Annotated in this window: 24 protein-coding genes and 2 tRNA genes; 2 read left to right on the top strand and 24 right to left on the bottom strand. The window is 55.7% G+C overall.

Annotated elements, in window-relative coordinates:
* Positions 1–264 precede the first annotated feature (264 nt).
* The 12 genes from lipB to leuS form a co-directional block, all read right to left on the bottom strand.
* A complete protein-coding gene (gene lipB / locus AA74_RS0115200; RefSeq protein WP_023293036.1) occupies positions 265–906 on the bottom strand; it encodes a lipoyl(octanoyl) transferase LipB in 642 nt (213 codons plus the stop codon).
* Between the two features lie 94 nt (positions 907–1,000).
* A complete protein-coding gene (gene ybeD, locus AA74_RS0115205; RefSeq protein ID WP_003858718.1) occupies positions 1,001–1,264 on the bottom strand; it encodes a DUF493 family protein YbeD in 264 nt (87 codons plus the stop codon).
* 106 nt (positions 1,265–1,370) lie between these two features.
* Positions 1,371–2,582: a D-alanyl-D-alanine carboxypeptidase DacA gene (gene dacA / locus AA74_RS0115210; RefSeq protein ID WP_008501035.1), complete on the bottom strand. Its 1,212-nt coding sequence runs from the start codon at positions 2,580–2,582 to the stop codon at positions 1,371–1,373.
* Between the two features lie 139 nt (positions 2,583–2,721).
* Complete coding sequence (rlpA, locus tag AA74_RS0115215) at positions 2,722–3,834, bottom strand: endolytic peptidoglycan transglycosylase RlpA (RefSeq protein WP_023293035.1); 1,113 nt, start codon at positions 3,832–3,834, stop codon at positions 2,722–2,724.
* A gap of 16 nt (positions 3,835–3,850) precedes the next feature.
* The gene (gene mrdB / locus AA74_RS0115220; protein WP_008501037.1) at positions 3,851–4,963 is read right to left on the bottom strand and encodes a peptidoglycan glycosyltransferase MrdB; all 1,113 of its coding nucleotides are present in this window, start codon (positions 4,961–4,963) and stop codon (positions 3,851–3,853) included.
* A 2-nt stretch (positions 4,964–4,965) separates the two neighbouring features.
* Positions 4,966–6,867: a peptidoglycan DD-transpeptidase MrdA gene (gene mrdA / locus AA74_RS0115225; RefSeq protein ID WP_023293034.1), complete on the bottom strand. Its 1,902-nt coding sequence runs from the start codon at positions 6,865–6,867 to the stop codon at positions 4,966–4,968.
* Between the two features lie 28 nt (positions 6,868–6,895).
* On the bottom strand, positions 6,896–7,363 hold the full coding sequence (gene rlmH / locus AA74_RS0115230; RefSeq protein WP_003858701.1) for a 23S rRNA (pseudouridine(1915)-N(3))-methyltransferase RlmH: 468 nt from the start codon (positions 7,361–7,363) through the stop codon (positions 6,896–6,898).
* A 3-nt stretch (positions 7,364–7,366) separates the two neighbouring features.
* Complete coding sequence (gene rsfS / locus AA74_RS0115235) at positions 7,367–7,684, bottom strand: ribosome silencing factor (protein WP_003858696.1); 318 nt, start codon at positions 7,682–7,684, stop codon at positions 7,367–7,369.
* A gap of 269 nt (positions 7,685–7,953) precedes the next feature.
* Positions 7,954–8,619 carry a nicotinate-nucleotide adenylyltransferase gene (gene nadD, locus AA74_RS0115240; protein WP_025912714.1) on the bottom strand — a complete coding sequence of 222 codons (666 nt, stop codon included), beginning with the start codon at positions 8,617–8,619 and terminating at the stop codon, positions 7,954–7,956.
* Complete coding sequence (gene holA, locus AA74_RS0115245; RefSeq protein WP_025912715.1) at positions 8,612–9,643, bottom strand: DNA polymerase III subunit delta; 1,032 nt, start codon at positions 9,641–9,643, stop codon at positions 8,612–8,614. The genes nadD and holA overlap by 8 nt, the downstream gene beginning before the upstream one ends.
* Positions 9,643–10,212 carry an LPS assembly lipoprotein LptE gene (lptE, locus tag AA74_RS0115250; RefSeq protein WP_008501042.1) on the bottom strand — a complete coding sequence of 190 codons (570 nt, stop codon included), beginning with the start codon at positions 10,210–10,212 and terminating at the stop codon, positions 9,643–9,645. Before lptE ends, holA begins: the two co-directional genes overlap by 1 nt.
* A gap of 14 nt (positions 10,213–10,226) precedes the next feature.
* Positions 10,227–12,809 carry a leucine--tRNA ligase gene (gene leuS / locus AA74_RS01000000122230; RefSeq protein WP_021242577.1) on the bottom strand — a complete coding sequence of 861 codons (2,583 nt, stop codon included), beginning with the start codon at positions 12,807–12,809 and terminating at the stop codon, positions 10,227–10,229.
* A gap of 214 nt (positions 12,810–13,023) precedes the next feature.
* On the opposite strand from leuS, the gene AA74_RS0115260 reads away from it, so the two are divergent.
* Complete coding sequence (locus AA74_RS0115260) at positions 13,024–13,506, top strand: zinc ribbon-containing protein (protein WP_023617134.1); 483 nt, start codon at positions 13,024–13,026, stop codon at positions 13,504–13,506.
* Between the two features lie 64 nt (positions 13,507–13,570).
* On the opposite strand, the gene rihA is transcribed toward AA74_RS0115260, so the two are convergent.
* The 10 genes from rihA to miaB all read right to left on the bottom strand — a co-directional run bounded on the left by rihA (position 13,571) and on the right by miaB (position 23,841).
* Complete coding sequence (gene rihA, locus AA74_RS0115265; RefSeq protein WP_025912716.1) at positions 13,571–14,509, bottom strand: pyrimidine-specific ribonucleoside hydrolase RihA; 939 nt, start codon at positions 14,507–14,509, stop codon at positions 13,571–13,573.
* Between the two features lie 120 nt (positions 14,510–14,629).
* A complete protein-coding gene (locus AA74_RS0115270; RefSeq protein WP_014883001.1) occupies positions 14,630–15,355 on the bottom strand; it encodes an amino acid ABC transporter ATP-binding protein in 726 nt (241 codons plus the stop codon).
* On the bottom strand, positions 15,352–16,029 hold the full coding sequence (gene gltK, locus AA74_RS0115275; RefSeq protein WP_008501047.1) for a glutamate/aspartate ABC transporter permease GltK: 678 nt from the start codon (positions 16,027–16,029) through the stop codon (positions 15,352–15,354). The genes AA74_RS0115270 and gltK overlap by 4 nt, the downstream gene beginning before the upstream one ends.
* Entirely contained in the window at positions 16,029–16,769 is a 741-nt protein-coding gene (gene gltJ / locus AA74_RS0115280; RefSeq protein ID WP_008501048.1) for a glutamate/aspartate ABC transporter permease GltJ, read from the bottom strand. The genes gltK and gltJ overlap by 1 nt, the downstream gene beginning before the upstream one ends.
* Before the next feature lie 155 nt (positions 16,770–16,924).
* Positions 16,925–17,830, bottom strand: a complete 906-nt coding sequence (locus AA74_RS0115285) for an amino acid ABC transporter substrate-binding protein (protein ID WP_025912717.1) — start codon at positions 17,828–17,830, stop codon at positions 16,925–16,927.
* A 400-nt stretch (positions 17,831–18,230) separates the two neighbouring features.
* A complete protein-coding gene (gene lnt / locus AA74_RS0115290; protein WP_025912718.1) occupies positions 18,231–19,769 on the bottom strand; it encodes an apolipoprotein N-acyltransferase in 1,539 nt (512 codons plus the stop codon).
* Positions 19,770–19,774: 5 nt separating this feature from the next.
* Entirely contained in the window at positions 19,775–20,653 is an 879-nt protein-coding gene (corC, locus tag AA74_RS0115295) for a CNNM family magnesium/cobalt transport protein CorC (RefSeq protein ID WP_021242574.1), read from the bottom strand.
* 89 nt (positions 20,654–20,742) lie between these two features.
* Positions 20,743–21,210 carry an rRNA maturation RNase YbeY gene (gene ybeY / locus AA74_RS0115300; protein WP_008501052.1) on the bottom strand — a complete coding sequence of 156 codons (468 nt, stop codon included), beginning with the start codon at positions 21,208–21,210 and terminating at the stop codon, positions 20,743–20,745.
* Positions 21,207–22,253 (bottom strand): PhoH family protein, encoded by a 1,047-nt coding sequence (locus AA74_RS0115305; protein ID WP_025912719.1) that lies wholly within the window; start codon positions 22,251–22,253, stop codon positions 21,207–21,209. The genes ybeY and AA74_RS0115305 overlap by 4 nt, the downstream gene beginning before the upstream one ends.
* A gap of 163 nt (positions 22,254–22,416) precedes the next feature.
* Complete coding sequence (gene miaB / locus AA74_RS0115310; RefSeq protein ID WP_021242573.1) at positions 22,417–23,841, bottom strand: tRNA (N6-isopentenyl adenosine(37)-C2)-methylthiotransferase MiaB; 1,425 nt, start codon at positions 23,839–23,841, stop codon at positions 22,417–22,419.
* A 135-nt stretch (positions 23,842–23,976) separates the two neighbouring features.
* Between miaB and ubiF the strand changes: the two genes are divergently transcribed.
* Entirely contained in the window at positions 23,977–25,152 is a 1,176-nt protein-coding gene (gene ubiF, locus AA74_RS0115315; protein WP_025912720.1) for a 3-demethoxyubiquinol 3-hydroxylase, read from the top strand.
* 105 nt (positions 25,153–25,257) lie between these two features.
* Here the strand turns inward: ubiF and AA74_RS0115320 are convergent.
* Both AA74_RS0115320 and AA74_RS0115325 read right to left on the bottom strand, forming a co-directional pair.
* Positions 25,258–25,332: transfer RNA gene (locus tag AA74_RS0115320), tRNA-Gln, on the bottom strand.
* 36 nt (positions 25,333–25,368) lie between these two features.
* Positions 25,369–25,443: transfer RNA gene (locus tag AA74_RS0115325), tRNA-Gln, on the bottom strand.
* Between the last annotated feature and the right edge of the window lie 109 nt (positions 25,444–25,552).

Consider the following 25,552-nt stretch of genomic DNA (forward strand, 5'->3'; position numbering starts at 1 on the left):
TGAATGATAGTTGAATTTATTTATTATGCTTGTAGAGATTCGTAAAGTGTTGGTTTTGTTTCATTTGTTTATCAAAAGCAAACACTTGTGTGATAATTGCTCACGTTACTTATGCCGTGTTTGCCGTGCATGCTGGAGGCTAAATAATATGTAGCGGTAATATTCGGGCGCTTCGAAAATATAGAATCTATGGATTATTGTAAAGTGCAAAAACGGTAAATAGACAGTGGCCCGTCAAATTAGCGAGCCCTGTTGTACGATATATTAAGCAGGGATATATTCGTGCGGGGGATTGTTAAGTAGTGCTAACACGTTCTTCAACAGCACGGGACGAATCGTGTCTGGCGTAGCGGTTTCTACCCACTGGCGCATTTGCGTCATTTCCATGCCGGCGTAGCCGCAGGGGTTTATGCGCTGGAAAGGCGCGAGATCCATATTAATATTCAAGGCCAGGCCATGGAATGAGCAGCCTTTACGAATACGCAGCCCCAGAGAGCAGATCTTCATTTCCCCAACGTAGACCCCAGGCGCATCGGCCCGCGGATGCGCGTCAATCCCGTATTCCGCCAGCGTATTGACGACTGTCTGTTCCAGTAAGGTAACCAGTTCACGCACGCCGAGCTTTCTGCGCTTCAGATTGAGCAGGACGTACATCACCTGCTGCCCGGGACCATGGTACGTGACCTGACCGCCGCGATCGCTCTGGATAACCGGAATATCGCCCGTCATTAATAAATGTTCTGCTTTTCCCGCCTGACCCTGCGTAAAGACCGGCAGGTGTTCGACCAGCCAGATCTCATCGGGGGTAGTGTCATCGCGTGAATCGGTGAAGTCATGCATAGCCTGGGAGACAGGCTCGTAAGGTTGCAGCCCGAGTTGACGGACCAGAATTTTATCCTGATACAAAACTGCGTCTCCGAAGACGAGGGACAAAAGGTATGCGGGAGTATATCACAGCGGGGAGAGGGGTTACCCGGCAAACCGGGTAACCGCAAAGGGACTACAGCACCATACGAACGATTTCGATATTGCCGAGCTCTTCGTACAGCGTCTCAACCTGCTCAATGTGTGTCGCAGTGATGGTAATAGAAACCGAGTGGTAGTTGCCCTTGCTGCTTGGTTTTACTGACGGAGAGTAGTCACCCGGCGCATGGCGCTGTACCACTTCAACCACCTGATCAACCAGCTCAGGTTTCGCCAGACCCATTACTTTGTAGGTAAATGGGGTAGGGAATTCAAGCAGTTCGTTAAGTTTGGTTTTCATGTCAGCTCCGGCGTAACGTCAAAAAATAATAACTCCCACGTCAGGTGGGAGTTATCAGGATACTTAGTATATGGGGATCAAAATCACACTTTCAAGTGTTCGATTTTTAACCAAACCAGTGGTGGAACATCAATTTAATATAATCAATGATTTTGCCGAAGAAATTGCCTTCAGGAATTTCTTGCAGGACCACCAGCGGGCGCTGATCGATCGTTTTGCCATCCAGCTGGAAGTTGATCGTGCCCACGACCTGATTTTTCTGCAGCGGGGCGTGCAGCTCGGTGCTGTTCAGGACGTAGCTGGCTTTCAGATCCTTCATACGACCGCGCGGAATGGTCAGGTAGAGGTCTTTATCAACGCCGAGAGAAGCACGGTCGTTGTCACCGAACCAGACCGGTTCAGACGCAAACTCTTTGCCTGCTTTCAGTGGATTCACGGTTTCGAAGAAACGGAAGCCCCAGGTCAGCAGCTTCTTGCTTTCTGTTTCACGGCCTTTAAAGGTGCGGCCACCCATCACGGCAGAGATCAGACGCATCTGGCCTTCAGTGGCGGAGGCGACCAGGTTGTAGCCCGCTTTGTCGGTGTGACCGGTTTTGATGCCGTCAACGTTCAGGCTGTTATCCCACAGCAGGCCGTTACGGTTGGTCTGACGAATACCGTTGAAGGTGAACTCTTTCTCTTTATAGATAGAGTACTCATTAGGAACATCGCGGATCAGCGCCTGACCAATCAACGCCATGTCACGTGCCGAGCTGTACTGACCGTCTGCGTCCAGGCCGTGTACGGTCTGGAAATGGCTGTTTTTCAGACCCAGCGCGTTCACGTAGCTGTTCATCAGGCCTACGAAGGCATCCTGACTACCGGCGGCGAAATCGGCCATCGCCACGCAGGCATCGTTACCCGACTGCAGGTTGATACCGCGAATCAGCTGGGAAACAGGAACCTGCATACCCGGTTTCAGGAACATCAGAGAGGAGCCCTTAAAGACCGGGTTCCCGGTTGCCCACGCATCGTTACCGATGGTGACCAGATCCGTTTCTTTGAATTTACCTGCCTTCATCGCCTGGCCGATAACGTAGCTGGTCATCATTTTGGTCAGGCTGGCCGGGTCACGGCGGGCATCGGCATTCTGTTCTGCCAGCACTTTGCCAGAGTTGTAATCGATCAGGATGTAGGATTCCGCGTCGATTTGCGGAACGCCAGGGATCATGGTCTTGATATTCAGGTCATCGGCGTGAGCTGCAGAGAGCGCAGCCGCGCAAAGGGCCGTGGTCAGCGCCATGCGCTGCACAAAACGAGCAGAAAAAGTGGTCTTCATGGTCAGAACTACGACATCCGTGATGGAATTAAAAAAAGTGCCTTACTATAGCAAATGCTATTCAGGCAGGCATCCGACTTTAAGCATGAGTTTGTGAATGTGTTTTACACAAACTGACAATTCGGATACCGCCGGTTAATTATTTCGCAACAGCGATAAATGACTGAAGCTGAGCTTCATTCTGCAGACGCTGCTGCAGGGAAGCTGCCTGCGATTTGCTGGCAAACGGCCCCATCTGAATGCGCCAGACCGCACCGTTCTGCTCAACGCGTCCAGGTACGCCAAACTGCTGGCTCAGACGCTGCTGATACTGTTTAGCCCGGGCCTGATCGCTCACTGCGCCGACCTGAACCACATAGCTGCCGCTGGCCGCTGTTGGAGCCGTCACCACTGCACTTTGCGTGGCCGCGGGCGCCGTTACGGGAGCCGACTGGGTCGCTGGTGCAGCAACGGGAGCGGGGGCTGGGGTAGGCTCACTGCCTTCCAGCACGCCCGAGGCTAAGGTCGTCGGTGCGCCAAGAAAGCCGCTACTCTTTACCGGTGCGCCCGTTGAATCGTCGCTTTGCAGCGTGTCGTTGCTGATTGGGCGTATTTCTCCCCCCGGCTGAGCAGGCTCGGCCGGAGAAGAGACGCTGCCCATTCCGCCGTCAAGATTGGGGCGGTCGGGCAGGGCATAGGTCTGTTTCGCCACCGTCGTACACGCGGTACCCGGCCCGGAGAGGGAGCCATCCTGCGCCACGATAATCGGGTCAATACGGACTTTGGTGTTATTCGAGGTATTCAGGCGATCGGCAGATGCGCGCGACAGGGAGATCACCCGGTCATTTCCGTACGGGCCGCGGTCGTTGATACGCACGACGATCATGCGGCCGTTTGCCAGGTTGGTGATACGAGCATAGCTCGGGATCGGCAGCGTCGGATGTGCCGCCGTCAGCTGCATGGGGTCGAACGTCTCTCCGGAGGCCGTCAGGTTACTGCCTGGCTCGGCATCATAAATGGCGGCAAAGCCCGCCTGGCTGAAACGGGAAGGATCCTGAACAATTTTATAGCTTTTGCCGTCGCGCTCGTAATCCTGATTGGCACTGGCATTCAGCGGTTCATAAACGGGATCGGCACCGCTGATTTCTACGATCGGGCCATTACACACCGCAGGCTGCGGCGGCGCGACGGTTGCCTGTTGCTGACCATCATCACTAGTACAGGCCGCAAGTAAACTTGCCGCAATGCAGATCCCCAGCCACTGCTTACGCATTCCGATCCCCTTATTTTTATACGCTTTTTGACAACATTTTTCTGTGGGTATGGATCGACATCACGATACCAAACCCGGCCATCAACACGATCAGTGCCGAGCCTCCGTAACTCACCAGCGGCAGCGGTACGCCTACCACCGGCAGAATACCACTCACCATACCAATATTTACGAAGACATAAACGAATAAAATCAGCATCAACCCGCCAGCCATGACGCGACCAAAGGTCGTTTGCGCGCGTGCTGCAATCCACAATCCCCGCATGATCAGCAGAACGTATAGGGCCAGGAGTATTAAGATGCCCACCAGCCCCAGCTCTTCCGCCAGGACGGCAAAGATAAAGTCGGTGTGGCGTTCCGGTAAAAATTCCAGCTGCGACTGCGTGCCGTGCAGCCAGCCTTTACCGCGCAGGCCGCCGGAGCCAATCGCAATCTTGGACTGAATAATATGATAGCCCGCGCCCAGCGGATCGGTTTCCGGATCGAGCAGCATCATGACGCGCTGGCGCTGGTAATCGTGCATCAGGAAGAACCAGAGAATAGGGATGAACGCCGCAATCAGCACTACCGCGATACCAATCAGGCGCCAGCTCAGGCCCGACAGGAACAGGACAAACAGGCCGGAGAGGGCGATGAGGATAGAGGTACCCAGGTCAGGCTGTGCCGCAACCAGCAGCGTTGGCAGGAAAATCAGCACCAGCGCGATAGCGGTATTCTTCAGCGACGGCGGACAGACGTCGCGGTTGATGAAGCGTGCCACCATTAAGGGCACGGCGATTTTGGCAATTTCCGAAGGCTGAAAGCGGACAATGCCCAAATCCAGCCAGCGTTGCGCCCCTTTTGAAATGGCGCCAAACGCATCTACCGCAACCAGCAAAATAATACAGAAGATGTAGAGGTAGGGCGCCCAGCCTTCGTAGACGCGCGGCGGGATCTGCGCCATCACCACCATAATGATCAGGCCCATGGCGATCTGGCCGATTTTGCGCTCCATCATCCCGATGTCCTGGCCGCTGGCGCTCCAGATTACCAGCGCGCTGTAAACCAGCAGAGCCAGCAGGATCAGCAGCATGGCTGGGTCGATGTGGATTTTGTCCCACAGCGATTTTTTATTTGGATTATCCGTCATGATTATTGGTCCTCCGCCGCAGCGGCGGCCGGGTTTTCAGCCGGCAGTTCGGTGTTGTTATCACCCAGCATAATGTGGTCAAGGATCTGGCGCATGATGGTCCCTACTGCAGGCCCGGCACCGCCGTTCTCCAGAATCATCGCCACCGCGACCTGCGGGTTGTCATAAGGGGCAAACGCCGTCATCAGCTTGTGGTCACGCAGACGTTCGGCAATGCGGTGCGCGTTATAGGTTTCGTTGGCTTTCAGGCCAAAGACCTGCGCAGTACCGGACTTCGCCGCCACTTTGTACGGCGTACCGGCGAAATACTTGTGTGCGGTACCGTTCGGGCGGTTTGCCACGCCGTACATACCGTCTTTCGCGATTTCCCAGAAGCCGGAATGAATGTCACCCACCGGCGCTTCGTGCGGCTGGTTCCACGGCACTTTTTTGCCGTCTTCAACCGTACTCTGCAGCAGGTGAGGCACTTTCACCACGCCGTCATTGATGAGGATCATCATGGCTTTGTTCATCTGAAGCGGCGTTGCCGTCCAGTACCCCTGACCGATACCCACCGGAATGGTGTCGCCCTGATACCACGGTTTTTTAAAGCGCTTCAGCTTCCATTCGCGCGTCGGCATGTTGCCGGAGCGTTCTTCCGCAAGGTCAACGCCGGTGTAGTGTCCGTAGCCGAATTTGCTCATCCACTCAGACAGGCGGTCGATCCCCATGTCATACGCCACCTGATAGAAGAAGGTATCCGCAGACTCCTCCAGCGATTTGGTGACGTTCAGATGGCCGTGGCCCCATTTTTTCCAGTCGCGATAGCGCTTTTCTGAACCGGGCAACTGCCACCAGCCTGGGTCAAACAGGCTGGTATTGCGGTTGATGACGCCAGCACTCAGTGCAGAGACCGCCACGTACGGTTTAACCGTGGATGCCGGCGGGTAAACCCCTTGCGTCGCGCGGTTCACCAGCGGCGTGTTGGGGTCATTCAGCAGACCGGAGTAGTCTTTACTGGAAATGCCGTCAACAAACAGGTTCGGGTCATAGCTTGGCATAGACACCATCGCCAGGATGCCGCCGGTGCGGGGATCGGTGACCACAACGGCTGCGCGGCTGCCCGCCAGCAGGGTTTCAATATACTGCTGTAGCTTAAGGTCGAGGGTCAGATAGACGTCATGCCCCGCCTGAGGCGGCACTTCTTTAAGCTGGCGAATCACGCGTCCACGGTTGTTAACCTCAACCTCTTCATAGCCGGTTTGCCCGTGCAGGACATCTTCGTAGTAGCGTTCAATACCGAGCTTACCGATGTCGTGCGTTGCGGCGTAGTTCGCCAGCTTGCCGTCTTTATCGAGGCGGTCGACGTCTTTATCGTTAATCTTGGAGACGTAGCCAATCACATGCGTCAGCGCGGATCCGTAAGGGTAGTAGCGACGCTTGTAGCCCTTTACTTCCACGCCGGGGAAACGGTACTGGTTTACCGCAAAGCGGGCCACCTGGACTTCCGTCAGGTTGGTTTTAACCGGGATGGAGGTGAAACGGTGAGAGCGGGCGCGCTCTTTTTTGAAGGCGGCGATATCGTCGTCGTTAAGGTCAACAACGCTTTTCAGCGCTTCCAGCGTATCCTGAACGTTATCGACTTTTTCCGGCATCATCTCGATTTGATAGATGGTGCGGTTTAACGCCAGCGGGGTGCCGTTGCGATCGTAAATAATGCCGCGGCTGGGTGCGATAGGCACCAGCTTGATACGGTTTTCGTTGGAACGCGTCTGGTAGTCGGTAAAACGGACAATTTGCAGATTATAAAGGTTGGCGATCAGCACGCCGGTAAGCAGCAAAATCCCGGTGAAGGCGACCAGCGCCCGGCGCACAAACAGCGCGGACTCAGCCGTATAGTCGCGAAAAGAATTCTGTAGTTTCATCCGCTGCTTAATCTACCCTGGTCAGTCATTACTCGCGGTGATAGGGGTGGTTGGTAGTAATGCTCCACGCGCGATACAGGCTTTCTGCCACCAGTACCCGAACGAGCGGGTGGGGAAGCGTCAGCGCGGAGAGGGACCAACTTTGTTCTGCTGCCGCTTTGCAGGCAGGGGATAACCCTTCGGGTCCGCCAATCAACAGACTGACGTCACGGCCATCCTGCTTCCAGCGCTCCAGTTCGTGCGCCAGCTGCGGCGTATCCCAGGGTTTTCCTGGAATATCGAGGGTGACGATGCGGTTTTTGCCAGCGGCAGCCAGCATCAGTTCGCCCTCTTTATCGAGAATACGTTTGATATCGGCGTTCTTGCCGCGCTTACCGGCGGGGATTTCCACCAGTTCGAACGGCATGTCTTTTGGAAAACGACGCAGATATTCAGTAAAACCGGTTTGTACCCAGTCCGGCATTTTGGTGCCGACGGCGACCAGCTGCAACTTCACGCATTAACCCCAGAGTTTTTCCAGCTCATACAGGCGACGGCTCTCTTCCTGCATGACGTGGACAATCACATCGCCGAGATCGACAACCACCCAGTCAGCCGTCGCTTCACCTTCAACGCCGAGCGGCAACAGCCCTGCAGCACGTGATTCCTGTACCACGTGATCGGCAATTGAAACAACATGACGTGTGGACGTACCGGTGCAGATGATCATGCAGTCGGTAATACTGGATTTACCCTTAACGTCGATAGCGATGATGTCCTGACCTTTCAGGTCATCAATTTTGTCAATAACAAAATCCTGGAGTGCTTTACCCTGCAAGTTTTCCCCCTGGGGTGAATGAGATTGTAAAACGTTGAATTCGTAGCCAGACAGTATACCTGAACTCATGCCTGTGTCGGGACAAAAGTCTCCGGTCGGGCTTTTGAAGGCGGGTATCATCCCACCCTCTGCCTGAGATTGCATCGCCATTTTTGTAAAACAATTTCTGTAAAGCAATCATCGGCGGGAAAGTCTGGCAGCGGAGAATAACAGTATGGCTTACCCTGTCAAGGCAGGATAAACAATAAGCCGCTTTTTATGCCCTCCGGCTATTCATCTGCGCTTTTCTGATACAAACCATGCGTATGGATATAGGCCAGCACCGGTGCGGGGAGCAGATCGTCACACGCTAAACCCTGCTGTAAGCGCTCGCGAATGAGGGTTGCAGAGATATCGAACCACGGCGTTTCCGCCAGATAAATCTTCCCGGCAGGCTGATTGTGGAGATCTTCAACATTGGCGGTGAGATGATCTTCCAGCCACTGCTGGTACTGCGCTTCGCGCATGGTCAGCGGATAGCCAGGACGGCGGCAGACGAGCAGGTGGCTGTTCTCCAGGATGGTTTCATATTTATGCCATGTGGGGAAGTTCAGCAGGGAGTCCTGTCCGATGATAAAAGCCAGCGGCTGGTCTGGACCTTGTTCTGCGCGCCACTCCTGAAGCGTCTGCGAGGTCCAGGAGGGCGTATCGCGACGCAGCTCACGCTCGTCAAGCCGGAAGAGCGGCTTATCTGCGATGGCAAGGGCAAGCATCTCTTTTCGCTGCTCGCTGGTCGCCTCAGGCTGTGGACGATGGGGCGGGACATTATTCGGCATGATGGTGACGCGCTGAAGGCCGATCAGATTCGCCAGAATTTCAACCGGCTTCAGATGCCCGTAGTGTACCGGGTCGAAGGTGCCGCCATACAGGGCCTGTAAAGAGTGCATACTATCCATCAATAAAAACGTCTGCCAGCGCCTTGTGGCAGAGCAGCAGGGAAAGGCTTTCCAGCTCCGCCCAGACCGACTGGCCGTAATCTTGCTTTAGCGTAAGCTCGGCGCGCATCAGAAGCTGTACCGCCTGGCGAAGCTGTTCATGACTCAGGCGGTTGATGGCCTCGGTGGTCAAAGCCCGGCGATTTTGCCACACCCGGTGTTTATCAAACAGCGAACGCAAAGGCGTATGGGCAGACTGACGCTTGAGCGTAATCAGCAGCAGCAGTTCGCGCTGCAGGGTTCGCAGCAGAATAACCGGTTCGCTGCCTTCGAGGCGCAGCTGCTGCAGAATATGCAGGGCGCGTTTACTTTTTGCCGACAGCAGCGCGTCCACCCAGTGGAACGGCGTGAAGTGCGCCGCGTCGTTAACGGCCTGCTCGACGCGCGGCAAGGTCAGCTTGCCGTCCGGCCAGAGCAGGGAGAGTCTGTCCAGCGCCTGCGCCAGGGCCAGCAGGTTACCTTCATAGCAGTAGCAGAGCAGCTGGTTCGCCGCGTCATCCAGCTGAAGGTTGTGCTGCTTCGCTCTCGCGGCGACCCATTTAGGCAGATGCGCCTGCTCAGGCGTCTGACAGGTGACCAGCACCGCGTGGGGCGCGAGTTGGGTAAACCATGCCGCGTTTTCCTGCGCTTTGGTCAGCTTGTTGCCACGCACAATCAGGATCAGATCGCTGTGTAAGAGGCTGACCAGCGTAGCGAGCTGCTCGTTCATCGCCGCGTTAGGCCCGTTTTCCGGCAGCAGGATCTGAATCGTCTGGCGCGATGCGAACAGGCTCATCGCCTGACAGAGCGAGAAGAGGGCGTTCCAGTCGGTATTGTTATCCAACTGGACGGTGTGGTGTTCATCAAAGCCCTGCGCGGCGGCGGCATGCCGCACGGCATCCAGGCTTTCCTGAAGTAATAACGGATCGTTTCCAAGAAGCAGATACGCCGCGCGCAGCCCTTCATTGAGCTGCGCGCGGAGTTGTTCAGGATACAGCCTGATCATCATTTACCCAGAGAGTTAGCAGCAGGAAGCGTGCCATCAACCGGTTTATCAACAATGTCAGATCCTTGTTTGGTTGACGCTGCAATACTTGGCAGTTTACGGATCAGCTGTTCCGCCGCCTTGTCATACATTTCGTTGATGATAATCTGCTGTTCGGCATCTTTTGCCAGCGCCGTCTGCGGGTTATCGAAGAACGAACGGTACACTTTCGTGCTGATCGGATAGATGTCTTTACCCGGGATCAGAACTGCCGCGTTGACCGTCAACACCATTTGATACTCTGCGGTACGGCCATCCTGGAAGATAGACGCAGTGTCTCTCGACAGACCACTTCCTGTCACACGCAGAGACGGTACATCCTGACGCAGCGTCTGTTTCTCAACAAGCTCAACGCCGTTCAGACGCAGCTGATTGCGAATTGCCCGGCTGAGTGGACCGTTCGGATCTCCGGAATCAAAGATCATGGTTTTCATCTGAGCAGGCACCGCCGTGGTATTGCGCAGGTGCCAGCCGCAGCCAGCGGTGACAAGCACCGCCAGAGATAAGAGTATTGTTGCCAGTTGTCGCACGTTTCCTCCCGCGCTTAGCCAACGACCAGATTCAGCAGTTTACCAGGTACGTAGATCACTTTACGTACGGTAACGCCCTCAAGATATTTAGCGACCAGTGGTTCCTGGCCCGCGCGCTCGCGAACCTGTTCTTCGGTTGCATCGACCGCCACGGTAATTTTACCGCGGACTTTACCGTTCACCTGGACCACGACCAGCGTGGTGTTCTCCACCATCGCGGCTTCGTCAGCCTGCGGCCACGGCGCGTTGTCGATATCGCCTTCGCCTTTCAGCTCCTGCCACAGGGTAAAGCTAACGTGCGGCGTGAACGGGTTCAGCATGCGAACAACGGCCAGCAGCGCTTCACGCATTAAGGCACGATCCTGCTCGCCGTCCTGCGGGGCTTTCGCCAGCTTGTTCATCAGTTCCATAATAGCCGCAATTGCGGTATTGAAGGTCTGACGACGACCAATATCATCGGTCACTTTCGCAATGGTTTTATGAACGTCACGACGCAGCGCCTGCTGATCTTCAGTCAGGGCAGCAGCGTTCAGCGCCGGGGCATCGCCCAGTGAGGTGTGCTCGTAAACCAGCTTCCAGACGCGTTTCAGGAAGCGGTTTGCGCCTTCCACGCCAGACTCCTGCCATTCCAGCGTCATGTCTGCCGGAGAGGCAAACATCATGAACAGACGCACGGTATCCGCACCATAACGCTCAACCATCACCTGCGGGTCGATACCGTTGTTTTTCGACTTGGACATTTTGCTCATGCCGGTGTAGACCAGCTCGTGACCTTCAGCGTCTTTCGCCTTCACGATACGGCCCTTCTCGTCGCGCTCAACGATCGCGTCAACCGGAGATACCCAGTTACGCTCGCCGTTTGCCCCGACGTAATAGAAGGCATCCGCCAGCACCATGCCCTGACACAGCAGCTGTTTTGCAGGTTCGTCAGAGTTCACCATGCCCGCATCGCGCATCAGCTTGTGGAAGAAGCGGAAGTAGAGCAGGTGCATGATGGCGTGTTCGATACCACCGATGTAGATATCTACCGGCAGCCAGTAGTTCGCTGCTTTGGAATCCAGCATGCCGTCCTGATACTGAGGACAGGTGTAGCGAGCATAGTACCAGGATGACTCCATAAAGGTGTCAAAGGTGTCGGTTTCGCGCAGCGCGGGCTGACCGTTGACGGTGGTTTTTGCCCACTCAGGATCGGCTTTGATCGGGCTGGTGATACCGTCCATGACCACGTCTTCCGGCAGGATCACCGGCAGCTGATCTTCCGGCGTTGGCATCACGGTGCCATCTTCCAGCGTCACCATTGGAATTGGCGCACCCCAGTAACGCTGACGGGAAACGCCCCAGTCGCGCAGACGGAAGTTAACTTTACGCTCGCCCACGCCAAGGGAGGCCAGCTTGTCGGCGATAGCGTTGAAGCCCTCTTCGAAGCTCAGACCGTTGAACTCGCCGGAGTTGAACAAGGTCCCTTTTTCGGTCAGCGCTTGTTCGGACAGGTCTGGTTCAGAACCGTCCGCCGTCAGAATAACAGGCTTGATGGTCAGGCCATATTTAGTGGCAAATTCATAGTCGCGCTGGTCGTGACCCGGAACAGCCATCACGGCGCCTGTGCCGTACTCCATCAGTACGAAGTTGGCGGCCCAGACAGGGATCGCTTCGCCCGTCAGCGGGTGAATGGCCTTAAAGCCGGTATCAACCCCTTTTTTCTCCATCGTTGCCATATCGGCTTCGGCCACTTTCGTGTTGCGGCACTCGTCGATGAAGGTAGCCAGTTCCGGATTGTTTTCTGCCGCTTTCTGCGCCAGCGGGTGACCTGCGGCCACGGCCAGGTAGGTCGCGCCCATGAAGGTGTCCGGACGGGTGGTGTAGACGGTCAGGGTCTGGTCGTAGTTCTCAACGTTGAAGGTAATTTCCACGCCTTCAGAACGGCCGATCCAGTTGCGCTGCATGGTCTTAACGGTATCTGGCCAGTGGTCCAGATTATCCAGATCGTTCAGCAGCTCATCAGCGTAAGCGGTGATTTTAATAAACCACTGCGGGATCTCTTTACGCTCCACTTTGGTATCACAGCGCCAGCAGCAGCCATCGATAACCTGTTCGTTCGCGAGAACGGTCTGGTCATTCGGGCACCAGTTAACGGCAGAGGTCTTCTTGTACACCAGGCCTTTTTTGTACAGCTCGGTGAAGAATTTCTGTTCCCAGCGGTAATATTCCGGGGTACAGGTTGCCAGCTCGCGGCTCCAGTCATAGCCAAAGCCCAGCATTTTGAGCTGGTTTTTCATGTACGCGATGTTGTCGTACGTCCACGGTGCCGGCGCCGTATTGTTTTTGACCGCCGCGCCTTCCGCAGGCAGACCGAACGCATCCCAACCGATGGGTTGCAGAACGTTTTTGCCCAGCATGCGCTGGTAGCGCGCAATCACATCACCGATGGTGTAGTTACGCACGTGGCCCATGTGTAGTCGACCAGAAGGATAGGGAAGCATCGACAGGCAGTAATACTTCTCTTTGCTCTCGTCTTCGGTTACTTCAAAGGTGCGCTTCTCGTCCCAGTGTTGCTGGACTTTTGATTCTATCTCTTCCGGGCGGTATTGCTCTTGCATGGCAGCCAGTGGTCCTGTGTTCAATACAGCTACAAATGTAGCCAATGGATGTGGTAATTCAGATCCGCATAGCATAGCCCAAACGCCCGCGTCAAAACAGCCTTTCGCACAAATGCGCTTTGCAGGAATTTACCGGGTCTGTGCTTCACCTGACAAAGCGGCGCTGAAATAAGGTCTATTATTAGAAATAGTTACTTACCCGGGAGGCAAAATGATGAACAAGGTTGCTCAATTTTACCGCGAACTGGTGGCGACACTGACGGAACGGCTGCGTAACGGCGAGCGTGATATCGACGCGCTGGTGGAGCAGGCGCGTGCCCGCGTGTCGCAAACGGGTGAGTTAACGCGAACCGAAGTGGAAGAGGTGACCCGCGCCGTGCGTCGCGATCTGGAAGAGTTCGCGCGCAGCTACCAGGAAAGCCAGGAGGAGGTCACGGACAGCGTTTTCATGCGGGTGATCAAAGAGAGCCTGTGGCAGGAGCTGGCCGATATCACCGATAAAACGCAGCTGGAGTGGCGTGAAGTCTTTCAGGATTTAAACCACCACGGTGTGTACCACAGCGGTGAAGTGGTCGGGCTGGGAAATCTGGTGTGCGAGAATTGCCACCATCATATTGCGGTGTATACGCCGGAGGTCCTGTCGCTGTGTCCGAAATGCGGCCACGATCAGTTCCAGCGTCGGCCGTTTGAGCCCTAGGTAAAAGCGCAGGTTTGCGCCCTCTCCCCGTGGGAGAGGGCCGGGGTGAGGGCATCAGGCCGCACTACGCACTATAGTAAGCCAGTCTCTCCGCCAGCAAATCCACAAACGCCTCACGGTCAATATCCACTATCACCGTGGTATTCGGTTTATTCCCCGTCAGCGAGTAGTAGTCCACCACCGTCATCCCCTGGGTGTATTTCCCCTGCGTTTCGACGCCAACCCACCTGTGGACCGTGGTAAACATCTCCGGTTTTAACAGCCAGGCAATGGTGCACGGATCGTGCAGCGGCGCGCCGTGGAATCCCCATTTCTCGGCTTTGTGATACTCCATAAAGAAGTCGAGCAGCTCAGCCACGGTTGTCGCGACCGGATTGCCAACGGAGCGGAAGCGCTCAATGTCGTCTGCCATAATCTGCGCGCGATGCGTCACGTCCAGCCCTGCCATCACAACTGGCAGGCCCGACTGGAAGACGATTTCCGCTGCTTCCGGATCGACAAAAATGTTGAACTCTGCGGAAGGCGTCCAGTTTCCCAGGCCCATAGCCCCGCCCATGATGACGATACGAGCGATTTTGCTGTGCAGTTCAGGATGGCTGTTCAGCAGCAGCGCGACGTTGGTTTGCGGTCCCGTTGCCACCAGGGTGACGGGTTCCGCGCTCTCGCGCAGCACCTTTGCCATCAGCTCCACGGCGGTGCAGCTTTGCGGCGTGAAGCCAGGTTCCGGCAGCGCCGGACCGTCCAGCCCGCTTTCGCCATGCACGTTATCCGCAATAATTAATTCACGCATCAGGGGCTTGAGGGCGCCGCCGGCGACAGGAATATCCGTGCGCTTGAGCAGCGTCAGCATGCGCAAAACGTTACGCAGGGTTTTATCCGGCGTCTGGTTTCCGGCAGAAGAGGTGACGGCTTTGACGTCGAGCTCGGGGGAGGCAAGTGCAAGGACGAGCGCGATCGCGTCATCATGACCCGGGTCGCAATCGAAAATTATAGGTTGTGCCATAGCGTTCTCCATTCATAGCGTTATTTTGTGACAAGGTTAACGCTGCAATGGGGCACCGACGAGAAGAAGTGAGCGAAAGCGTGAGGCAGTGCGCAATCCGCAGATTGCGCACTGAGAAGGTTAGTGCAGGATTTTCGCGAGGAAATCTTTCGCACGTTCCGATTTCGGGTTGGCGAAGAATTCCTCTTTCGGGGAATCTTCGACAATTTTCCCTTCGTCCATGAAGATCACGCGGTTGGCCACCTTGCGGGCGAAGCCCATTTCATGGGTCACCACCATCATGGTCATCCCTTCGTGCGCCAGCTCGACCATCACGTCCAGCACTTCGTTGATCATCTCCGGATCGAGCGCCGACGTGGGCTCATCAAACAGCATGGCAACCGGATCCATGCACAGCGCGCGGGCGATCGCCACACGCTGCTGCTGGCCGCCAGAAAGCTGCGCCGGGAACTTATCGGCATGCGCAGAGAGGCCAACGCGTTCCAGGAGCTTCAGGCCTTTCTCGCGCGACGCTTTTTTATCACGCTTGAGCACTTTCACCTGGGCCAGCGTCAGGTTCTCAATAATGGAGAGGTGAGGGAACAGCTCAAAATGCTGGAACACCATACCAACGTGAGAGCGAAGCTGGGCAAGATTGGTTTTCTTGTCGTTGACTTTGGTACCGTTGACGACGATCTCGCCCTGCTGGACCGGCTCCAGACCATTGACGGTTTTGATCAGCGTCGATTTACCGGAACCGGACGGTCCGCACACCACTACCACGTCGCCTTTTTTCACTTCGGTGGAGCAGTCGGTCAGCACCTGAAAGTGCCCATACCATTTAGAAACATTTTTCAGGGAAATCATTGTACCGTCCTTTTCTTCAGCCAGCTGACCAACAGCGACGCGCTTAAACTAATCACAAAATAGACCGCTCCCGCAAAGAGCACCATCTCAACCTGCGTACCATCACGCTCACCGATGGTGGACGCGGTACGGAAGAAGTCTGCCAGGCTCAGCACGTAGACCAGGGACGTATCCTGGAACAGCACAATTCCCTGGGTCAGCAGGAGCGGAACCATGGCGCGAAACGCCTGCGGCAGAATAATGAGCTGCATGGACTGCCAGTGCGTCATCCCCAGCGCCAGCGCGGCGCTGGATTGCCCGCGGGAGATGCTCTGAATGCCTGCACGGATAATCTCCGAGTAGTAAGCGGCCTCAAACATTGAGAACGCCACCATCGCCGAGATCAGACGGATATCGGTTTTTGGCGACAGCCCCAGCACGTTTTGCAGGAAGCCGGGCACAATCAGGTAAAACCACAGCAGCACCATTACCAGCGGGATGGAGCGGAACACGTTAACGTAGGCGGTCGCAAACCAGGCGAGCGGCTTAAAGCTCGACAGGCGCATAACGGCCAGCAGGGTGCCCCAGACGATACCGACGATAATGGCAATGACGGTGATTTTTAAGGTAATCATCAGTCCATCAAGCAGGTAAGGCATGGATGGAACGATAGAACTCCAGTCAAATTCGTACATTATTTGCCCCCCATGTTGCCCGGCAGGCGAATTTTGCGTTCAACCAGGTTCATCACCAGCATGATGAAAGCGTTAATCAGAACGTAGGCGAGCGTGATCGCGGTGAAGGATTCCCACGCGTGAGCGGAGTAATCCAGCAGCTTGCCCGCCTGCGCGGCCATATCAACCAGGCCGATGGTCGAGGCGATGGCCGAGTTTTTCACCAGGTTCATCATCTCGGAGGTCATCGGTGGAACGATGACGCGGTAGGCGTTAGGCAGCAGCACGTAGCGGTAGGTTTGTGGCAGGGTTAACCCCATCGCCAGACCCGCATTTTTTTGTCCGCGGGGTAATGACTGAATGGCGGCACGCACCTGCTCGCAAACGCGCGCAGCGGTAAACAGCCCCAGACACATCATGGAGGAGACAAAGAACTGCACATTCGGATCCAGTTCCGACTTGAACCACATGCCAATATTTTCCGGCAGCAGTTCCGGGATAACCAGATACCAGGTAAAGAACTGCACGATCAGCGGAACGTTACGGAACAGTTCCACGTACAGGGTGCCGAGTGTTGAAAGAAAACGGTTAGGGACGGTGCGCAGAATACCGAACAGAGAACCGACAAGAAACGCGATGATCCACGCCGTTATCGATAATGCCACGGTGACCTGAAAGCCGCTCCACAGCCAGCCAAGATAGGTGGTGTTGCCGAACGGGGCTTGTTGCAGGAATATGCCCCAGTTCCAGTCGATTGACATAATAAACTCCAGAAAAAAAAGGGTAGCAGCGCTACCCTCGAAGATTGGTGAGAAGCTCATTTTTCGCGCTGAGTGGGGAACGACCACTCAACGTATAGTCTGTCCATGCTTCCCGACAATCGAGAGGGCAGGAGATCCCGCCCCTGTTGTTCTAATTAGTTAAGAGCCTTGTCATTTGGAGATTTGAACAGCGCTTTCATGTCGTCTGACAGTTCAAAATTCATGTTCAGGTTTTTTGGTGGAATCGGGTTCTTGAACCATTTGTCGAACCATTTTTCCGCTTCGCCTGAGGTCTGCACCTGGGCGATGGTGTCATCGATCAGCTTTTTGAACTGCGGATCGTCTTTACGCAGCATACAGCCGTAGGCTTCTTTCGACTGCGCGGTACCGACGATATCCCAGTTGTCTGGTTTCTTCGCTTTCGCACGCTCGCCTGCCAGTAGGGCGTCGTCCATCATAAACGCGACGGCACGACCGCTTTCCAGGGTACGGAAGGAGTCGCCATGGTCTTTCGCGCTGATGATGCGCATATCCATTTTCTTCTCGTCGTTCAGCTTGTGCAGCAGCACTTCAGACGTGGTCCCGGAGGTGACAACGACCGCTTTCCCTTTCAGGTCAGCGAAGTCTTTGATCTCACCGCCTTTCTTCGTCAGCAGGCGGGTGCCCACAACAAAGATGGTGTCGGAGAAGGCAGCCTGCTTCTGACGCTCGAGGTTGTTGGTGGTGGAGCCACACTCGAAGTCAAAGGTGCCGTTTTGCAGCAGCGGAATACGGTTCTGTGAAGTGATGGGGATCAGCTTCACCTGCAGGTCAGGTTTGTTCAGCTTTTTCTTCACAGCTTCAACGATGGCGTTGGAGTAATCCTGTGAATAGCCCACGACTTTTTGCGTGTTGTCGTAGTAAGAGAACGGGACAGAAGATTCACGGTGGCCGACCACGATAACGCCGTTTTTGGCAATCTTGTCGAGAGTGCTGCCTGCTGCCGGAGCGTCTTCAGCGTGAACCACGCCTGCGGACATCCCCAAAACCAGCATTGCTGTGGCCAGTTTACGTAATTGCATACCCAACTCCTTTTTTATCAGCGCCAGCGACGCATTGATACCCATTGTGATGTTGTTATATCTCGCGCAATGCGAGTGCAGTGTTATGCAAGCTTGTTAACATTTAGTCTGGCTTAATGTAAAGATTTTGCTGCGTTATTGTTTATTTTTGCGAAGCACGCCGCACCATTCAGAGGCAAATATCTCCCGTTGCACCGTTTCGGTGCTACCGATGATCTACGCTGGTGCGACAAAGTTGCACAGTAAGCCAAACTGCGTTCACCTGAATAAACAAAGCAATAGGCGTGCCAGAATTGAAGTCTGGAGAGAATTGCCGAGTGGCGCTAACGCTTACCCGACCTACAAAAGCGAAACAGTAGGCCGGGTAAGCGTCAGCGCCACCCGGCAGGAAGAGGAGGGATTATCGACGACGCTGGCGCAGGCTCATCAGCACCGCGCCAAAGCCGAACAGCGCGGTCAGGATCCACAGCGGCCAGTTGCCGGTGCGGGCGTACGGCGTCAGCCCGGTGGTAGGCGTGACGTTGGTGGTCAGCACTTCTCGGGTGAACTGTGGGATCATGGCCTGGATTTCACCCTGCGGACCAATCACGGCGGTGATGCCGTTGTTGGTGCTGCGCAGCAGCGGACGGGCCAGCTCCAGGGAGCGCATGCGTGCCATCTGGAAGTGCTGCCACGGGCCGATTGATTTACCAAACCAGGCATCGTTAGAGATGGTCAGCAGATAGTCCGTATCCGGGCGGAAGTTATCGCGCACCTGCTCGCCGAGAATGATTTCGTAGCAGATGGCCGCCGTCAGGGCTGCGCCGTGCGCATGCAGCTGAGGCTGAACGTACGGTCCGCGGCTGAAGGAGGACATCGGCAGATCGAAGAACGGGGCCAGCGGGCGAAGAATTGACTCCAGCGGCACAAATTCACCAAACGGCACCAGGTGGTTCTTGTTGTACCGATCGGTGGAGTGGTAGCTGTATTCGCTGTCTTTGCCGAGCGTAATGATGGTGTTGTAGGTGTCGTAGCGGTTCTGCTGATTCAGACGCGCATCGACAATGCCGGTGATCAGCGTACTGCCACGCGAGAGCAGCAGGTCGTTCATCATGTTGAGGAACGGCTGCTGGTTGATCTCCAGATCGGGAATAGCAGACTCCGGCCAGATAATCAGCTGCGATTTACCCATCACCTCTTCGGTGGCGTTGGCGTAGATCTTCAGCGTATTCAGCAGTTCTTTCTCGTCCCACTTCATCGACTGCGGGATATTCCCCTGCACCATGGAGACCTGCATGGCGCGCGCGGGCTCCGGCGTGAACCACTGGATATAGCGCAGCGGGAAGGGCAGGGCGAACAGCACCAGCGCCACAGCCAGCGGTTTCCAGCATCGTGAAACCAGCGCTAATACCAGCAGGCCGCTAACGACCATCAGCAGGAAGTTAATGGCCTCAACGCCCATGACCGGCGCCAGGCCTTTCAGCGGGCCGTCAATCTGACTGTAGCCGAACTGCAGCCACGGGAAGCCGGTCAGCACCCAGCCGCGCAGGAATTCCGTGATCTGCCAGACCACCGGCGCGGCAATGGCGACGCGCAGCCAGGTGGTTTTGGGCCACAGGCGAGAAAGGATGCCGGCGAACAGACCGGTATAGAGCGAGAGATACGCGGCGAGCAGTACCACCAGGAAGACGTTTACCGGGCCCGGCATACCGCCAAACTGCGCGATGCTGACGTAGACCCAGTTAATCCCTGAGCCAAACAGCCCCAGTCCCCAGAAGTAGCCAATAGCGGCAGCCTGTACCGGACGACGGTTCAGGGTCAAACCCTGAAGCCCCATCAGGGAGAGAACGGCCGCAGGCCAGATATCGTAAGGAGAAAAAGCCAGCGTACCGCTGGCTCCGAGTAACAGCGCCAGCAGCAAACGGACGCGCTGGCGTTCAAGCAATGGGGCAAATGCCATTTACATTAATCTTCCAGTTTTGGCACCGGTGAGTCGTCCGGCGTTCTGACGTGAACCTGTATAATACGTCGGCTGTCGGCCATGGCTACTTTGAACTGGTAACCGTCGATGTCAACGGTCTCTCCGCGCGCCGGGAGGTGGCCAAAGGCCTGCATCACCAGCCCGCCAATGGTATCGACCTCTTCATCGCTGAAGTGGGTCCCGAAGGCGTCGTTGAAGTCCTCAATGGAGGCCAGCGCCCGCACGGTCCAGGTGTGGCGGCTGAGCTGACGGAAGTCGATATCCTCTTCTTCGTCATACTCATCTTCGATTTCGCCCACGATCAGCTCAAGGATATCCTCGATCGTGACCAGACCGGAGACGCCACCAAATTCATCAATAACAATCGCCATGTGGTAACGCTGAGAGCGAAACTCTTTCAGCATCCGATCCACACGTTTACTTTCCGGCACAACCACGGCCTGGCGTAACACTTTTTCCATGCTGAAGGCTTCGGCATCGCTGCGCATAAACGGCAGCAGATCTTTCGCCATCAAAATCCCTTCGATGTGATCTTTGTCTTCGCTGATGACCGGGAAACGCGAGTGGGCGGATTCGATGATGACATCGAGACACTCGTCCAGCGTCTGGTTACGTTTCAGGGTGATCATCTGCGAGCGGGGAATCATGATATCGCGAACGCGCTGGTCGGCGATGTCCATAACCCCTTCGAGCATTTCGCGCGTATCTTCGTCGATAAGGTCGTTTTGCCCGGAATCACGAATCAGCTCCAGCAGTTCATCACGGTTTTTCGGTTCGCCGTGGAAAAGCTGGTTCAGAATGAGGGAGAAAAATCCCTTTTTACTGGTTGTCGTGTCGCTACTGTGTGAATTGTCGTCGCTCATGGCGTTTGTTAAGGGTTCTCTTGTTAGTTCAATGTTTACCGCCACGCGATGTCCTTTCGTGGCGGCAGGGGAGTCAGTCCGGTGACTGACTATTCTTTCTCGGCAATGTACGGATCCTCATAGCCCAGAGCAAGCATTATCTCTGTCTCGAGGGACTCCATCTCTTCCGCTTCGTCGTCTTCAATATGATCGTAGCCGAGCAGATGCAGGCTGCCGTGTACCACCATGTGCGCCCAGTGGGCTTCAAGAGGTTTCTGCTGCTCTTTAGCTTCCTGTTCAACCACCTGGCGGCAGATGATCAGATCGCCCAACAGCGGCATCTCGATGCCCGGCGGGGCTTCGAACGGGAAAGAGAGCACGTTGGTCGGCTTATCTTTCCCGCGATAGGTCAGGTTAAGCTCATGGCTTTCTGCTTCATCCACCAGGCGAATCGTGACTTCTGATTCTTCCTGAAACTGGGGGATAACGGCATCCAGCCATTTCTGAAACTGTGCCTCATCTGGCATGCCGGAATTGTCTTCACAGGCCAGCTGTAAATCGAGGATCACCTGACTCATTTCTGTTCTTGCTCCTGCGCTTCGCGCTTACGTTCTGCGGCCACTTCGGCCTTACGCTTCTGATCTGCCTCTTCCCAGGCTTCATAAGCGTTAACGATACGCGCGACCACCGGGTGGCGTACCACGTCTTCACTGTGGAAGAAGTTAAAGCTGATTTCATCGACCTCGGCCAGCACTTCGATGGCGTGGCGCAGGCCCGATTTGGTGCTGCGCGGAAGATCGATCTGCGTGACGTCGCCGGTAATCACCGCTTTCGAGTTAAAGCCAATACGCGTCAGGAACATTTTCATCTGTTCGATGGTGGTGTTCTGGCTCTCATCGAGAATGATGAACGCATCGTTCAGCGTACGGCCGCGCATGTAGGCGAGCGGGGCCACTTCGATCACGTTACGCTCAATGAGCTTCTCGACCTTCTCAAAGCCCAGCATTTCGAACAGCGCATCGTATAAAGGACGGAGATACGGGTCGACCTTCTGGCTCAGATCGCCAGGCAGGAAGCCCAGTTTTTCACCGGCTTCAACGGCAGGGCGGGTCAGCAGGATACGCCGGATTTCCTGACGCTCCAGCGCATCGACCGCCGCGGCAACGGCCAGATAGGTTTTACCCGTACCCGCCGGCCCCACGCCGAAGGTGATGTCGTGGTCGAGAATATTGGCGATATACTGCGCCTGGTTTGGCGTACGCGGCTTGATGACGCCACGCTTGGTCTTAATGTTGATTGCCTTGCCATAATCCGGCACGCTCTCCGCGCTCTGCTCAAGCACGCGCGCCTCTTTAATGGCGAGGTGAATCTGCTCCGGTTCGATATCCTGAATTTCGCCGCGCATGGGGGAGGTGTCGACATACAGGCTACGCAGAATGTCCGCAGCGGCGTTGACGCAGATAGGGCGTCCGGTGAGTTTGAAATGATTATCGCGACGATTGATTTCGATACCCAGACGTCGCTCCAGTTGTTTGATGTTGTCATCAAACGGCCCGCACAGGCTCAGCAGGCGAGCGTTGTCTGCTGGCTCAAGGCTAATTTCACGCGTATCTATGTTCAAACTGTTCCTCTTTGATTGATTAACTGACCCGCTGCCACACGGCGCAATAAAACGGTCATTACCGAAATTATTCACGCCACAGAATAAAGGCGCAAGCGTTGCGGAAGATATTGGGGGCGATGAGAGGAAATACAAGGCCTGCCAAAGCGGCAGGCCTGAAGGATTATGGCTGGTAAATCCCAACGCCAGAATCGTTTTCTTTGCGGGTACGCGAGATCACGGATTCCGGTGACTCTGCGATACGCAGGCCCATTTCGTCTTCGGTGCGGACCACTTTCGCGCGCAGCGAGTTGGTCAGCACTTCGACAATCTCGACGTCCACAAATTTACCGATCATATCCGGGGTGCCTTCAAAGTTCACCACGCGGTTATTTTCCGTACGACCAGAGAGTTCCATAATGCTCTTGCGGGAAGTGCCTTCCACCAGAATGCGCTGTACGGTACCGAGCATGCGGCGGCTCCAGGCGTTAGCCTGCTGGTTGATGCGCTCCTGCAGAATATACAGACGCTGCTTTTTCTCTTCTTCCGGTACATCGTCAACCATATCGGCCGCCGGTGTTCCTGGACGCGCAGAGAAGATGAAGCTGTAGCTGACGTCAAAGTTCACTTCGCCGATGAGCTTCATGGTGCGCTCGAAGTCTTCTGCGGTTTCGCCAGGGAAGCCGACGATAAAGTCGGAGCTAATCTGGATATCCGGACGTGCTTCACGCAGCTTACGGATGGTGGATTTGTACTCCAGCACCGTATGGGGACGGCCCATCAGGTTCAGCACGCGGTCAGAGCCACACTGAATCGGCAGGTGCAGGAAGCTCACCAGCTCTGGCGTATCGCGATAAACGTCAATGATGTCATCGGTAAATTCCATCGGATGGCTGGTGGTAAAGCGAATGCGGTCGATGCCGTCAATCGCGGCCACCAGACGCAGCAGCTCAGCAAAGCTGCCGGTCGTGCCGTCGTAGTTCTCACCGCGCCAGGCGTTAACGTTCTGGCCCAGCAGGTTCACTTCGCGCACACCCTGCGCGGCAAGCTGCGCGATTTCAAACAGAATGTCATCTGCCGGGCGGCTGACCTCTTCACCACGGGTGTACGGCACCACGCAGTACGTGCAGTATTTGTTACAGCCTTCCATGATGGAGACGAAGGCGGTCGGGCCATCGGCACGCGGCTCCGGCAGACGGTCAAATTTTTCGATTTCCGGGAAGCTGACGTCAACGACCGGGCTACGGTTGCCACGAACCTGATTGATCATCTCAGGCAGACGGTGCAGGGTCTGAGGGCCAAAGACAATGTCCACATACGGGGCTCTCTGGCGGATCAGCTTGCCTTCCTGCGACGCGACGCAGCCGCCCACGCCGATGATCAGGTCCGGATTTTTTCGTTTGAGAAGTTTCCAGCGGCCTAACACGTGAAAGACTTTTTCCTGCGCTTTTTCACGAATTGAACAGGTGTTCAGCAGCAGCACATCGGCTTCTTTCGCATTTTCAGTCAGCTGGTATCCGTGGGTGGTATCCAGCAGATCGGCCATCTTGGATGAATCGTATTCGTTCATCTGACAGCCCCAGGTTTTTATATGGAGTTTTTTAGTCATCGACTTGCTCAGCTCAGGATTGCAAGCCGCGTATTGTAATGCTTTGGTGGGGTTGTGACCAGTATGAAGGTTATGTGTCTCAGGACCGCAAAAATCCGGTAAACTTAAGGGATTCTCCAATAAGGAAAATTGACCATGACACTCCAACACACCGAAGTTGCCGTTGTCGGCGGCGGTATGGTCGGCGGCGCGCTGGCGCTGGGGCTGGCGCAGCAGGGATTTGAGGTAACGGTAATCGAACAGGCGGCTCCGCCAGCCTACGATCCCGCCAGCAAACCGGACGTGCGCATTTCTGCGATCAGCGCGGCATCCGTCGATCTGCTGCGCGGGCTGGGCGTCTGGGAGGGAGTGCAGGCGATGCGCGCGCACCCTTACAGCCGCCTCGAAACCTGGGAGTGGGAAAATGCCCACGTCGCGTTTGATGCCGCTGAGCTAAAGCTGCCGCGCCTGGGGTATATGGTGGAAAACAACGTGCTCCAGCGGGCGCTCTGGCAGGCGCTGGAGGCGCATCCGAAGTTGACGCTGCGCGTGCCTGCGTCGCTTAAGGCGCTGCATCCTCACGGGAGCGGCTATCTACTGACGCTCGACAGCGGCGATGAGCTGGCCGTGAAGCTGGTCATCGGGGCGGACGGCGCTAACTCGCAGGTCAGACAGATGGCGGGGATCGGGGTTCATGCCTGGCAGTATGAACAGTCCTGTATGCTGATTACCGCCGAGTGCGAGAATGCGCCGGGTGAAAGCACCTGGCAGCACTTTACGCCGAACGGCCCGCATGCCTTTTTACCGCTGTTTGATAACTGGGCGTCGCTGGTGTGGTACGACAAACCGGCGCGCATTCGTCAGCTGCAGGGGATGAACATGGAACAGCTGCAGCGCGAGATCCTGCTGCACTTCCCGAGCCGTCTGGGGCACGTCACGCCGGTCGCCGCCGGGGCGTTCCCACTCACGCGCCGTCATGCGTTGCAGTATGCCCGCGCAGGCTTAGCCCTGGTGGGGGATGCGGCACACACCATTCATCCGCTGGCCGGGCAGGGCGTGAACCTGGGATATCGTGACGTCGATGCCCTGCTGGATGTCCTGGGCAGCGCCCGCGGACACGCGGAAAACTGGGCCAGCCATCAGGTGCTGAAGCGTTATCAGACGCGACGTATGGCGGATAACTTCATCATGCAGTCGGGGATGGATCTGTTCTATGCGGGGTTCAGCAATGACGTAGCGCCAGTGCGTATTCTGCGTAATATAGGCCTGATGGCAGCGGAACGTGCCGGTGGCCTGAAGCGTCAGGCCCTGAAGTACGCTCTCGGACTCTAAACTTTTTTCCCTCTCCCCGTGGGAGAGGGCCAGGGTGAGGGCATCAGGCCGCACAATTCTGTACAAAAACAAAAAAGCCCGCAGAGCGGGCTTGTTTGTTTTAAGTGGCTGGGGTGCAGGGATTCGAACCCCGGAATGCTGGTATCAGAAACCAGAGCCTTACCGCTTGGCGACACCCCAATTGCGTTAAACAAGCTGCTTAACGACTTTGTAAATTGGCTGGGGTACGAGGATTCGAACCTCGGAATGCCGGAATCAGAATCCGGTGCCTTACCGCTTGGCGATACCCCAACAATTTGTTTCATTACCGAAATCGATCGATAATCTCAATTTGGTGGCTACGACGGGATTCGAACCTGTGACCCCATCATTATGAGTGATGTGCTCTAACCAACTGAGC

It is taken from the genome of Enterobacter sp. 5-4 (assembly GCF_000612205.1).
In the GTDB taxonomy this organism is placed as follows: domain Bacteria; phylum Pseudomonadota; class Gammaproteobacteria; order Enterobacterales; family Enterobacteriaceae; genus Enterobacter; species Enterobacter roggenkampii.